Below are 1,816 nucleotides of genomic sequence, written 5' to 3'. Positions count from 1 at the left end.
TGCTAGGCGTACAGGTGAATAGTGCGCAGGATAACTTCTTCATGCTAGGAGGGGACTCATTGCTGGCGGTCAGATTGATCGCCCTGGTAAAGCAGCGCTTGGGTCGTACTCTGTCGCTGCCTGACCTTTTCTCCAAACCTACTCTGGAGGCTCAAGCAGCGCTGTTGGATACAGTAGCCGCCAGTGTAATCGCATCGATTCCCACCCTGCAGTTGTCCGAAGGCCCTTTGTCCCATAGCCAGGAGGATATCTGGCTGGCCGAAGTGCTGTCGGAAGGTCGTATGGATTTTCATGTCTGCTATGGCTGCCGGCTTTCTAACAAACCAGATTTGGCGTGTCTTCGCACTGCCCTGCAACGCATGATTGAACGTCATCGTCCGTTACGCATGGTGTTCGAATATCGACAAGCAGAATTGGTGCAATATGATTTTGCGCAAGCCTATGAACCCTTGGTGGTTGAACACTGCTCCGACGCTCAGGCGTTCGGGCAGGCTTTGGCTCGCGCTGAGCAGGATGAGTTAGATTTGACCCGTCAGCCAGGCTGGTGTGTTCATTATCTGACATGGCCAACTGCCACCACGCAAACGAATGATGCGCATGCAGGCATCCTTGTTTTTCACTTTCATCATGCAATCTTCGATGGCTGGTCGGCCTCTGTGTTCATGGAAGAGTTAGGCCAATGCTATGAGAGTGCGATGAAGGGGCAACCTGTTAGCCTGAAATCACTACCCATCGATTATATTGATTATGCGGTATGGAACCGAGAACAGGTCCGTATGCACCGCCAGACTGATCTGGCTTTCTGGGAAAGGGAACTTACAGATGCGAATGATTTCGACTGGCCTGTTCTGAGAAAGGCAAGCGGTGAAAAGGCAACAGTATTGCCGCAAGCGGCAAAGCCGGCGGTGCTGAGCAGACGGCTGGATTATTCCTTGCATAAAGACATAGCCAAGTTGTCAGAAACGATGGGGATTACCACATTTGTGATCTATTTGGCCGCCTGGCAAGTGGTTTTGAAAAGCTATTCAGGTCAGCAGAATTTTCTGATAGGCACGTATGATGCTGGTCGCATAGAGCCGGAAACATATGGGCTGATTGGCAGCTTCGTCAATAATGTAATCATTCGCACTGAGCTAGACAGCAGACAGATTGTCACGGATTTTCTGCGAACCGTGCATCAGCGAAAGCTGGCTGCTTTTGCGCATCTGCGGCTGCCGTTTTCACAATTGGTTAAAGAACTTGGCGGTAGTGGCCTTTTGAATGAACGTCATCCACTTTACCAGGTTGGTTTTGTGATGCAAGCCGAGAGCCTGTCGGAGGTGCAGTCAGGTGCACTGGAATGGACGCCATTTCCGCTTAACCGGCTACAAAGTCGCATGGAGGCCGAGCTGATGGTGACGCCGGAAGGTGGGCATATTCTACTTGATCTGAATTACAACAAAATGGTGCTGCCCACTGACGATGCCGAACGCTTGCTGGAGACGTATGGGGCGATTTTACAGGCCATTGTTAGCAAGCCGGGGCAAGCGCTTGAAGAGTTGCAAAAAAGAGTATGGCCGGACGAGACCACCATGCGTGACAGTACTGAAACTACGTCCTCAGATGAGTTCGGGTTGAGTCAACTGGTAGCCGAGACCATTTTTAGGCCCGACGATCGAATGGATCAGCTTGCTGCGATTTGGGAGACGCTATTGGGGGTCAAGCCGGCGGCGACAGATAACTTCTTCATGCTAGGAGGAGACTCATTGCTGGCGGTCAGATTGGTTGTGCTGATCCGTGAGCGTTTGGGTGTGGATGTGCGCATAGGTCAGGTGCT

The 1,816-nt window shown here is 51.7% G+C and carries 1 protein-coding gene; it reads left to right on the top strand.

Going from position 1 to position 1,816, the window contains the following annotated elements; genetic code table 11:
- Positions 1–14: 14 nt before the first annotated feature.
- Positions 15–1,816: condensation domain-containing protein (locus INT20_RS17865; protein WP_319643869.1), on the top strand; the 1,802-nt coding region annotated here is incomplete at its 3' end.

This window comes from Halomonas citrativorans (assembly GCF_014898005.1).
In the GTDB taxonomy this organism is placed as follows: Bacteria; Pseudomonadota; Gammaproteobacteria; order Pseudomonadales; family Halomonadaceae; genus Vreelandella; species Vreelandella citrativorans.
The sequence above is the reverse complement of the archived record's forward strand: the minus strand, read 5'-3'. Positions and strand labels throughout refer to the sequence as shown.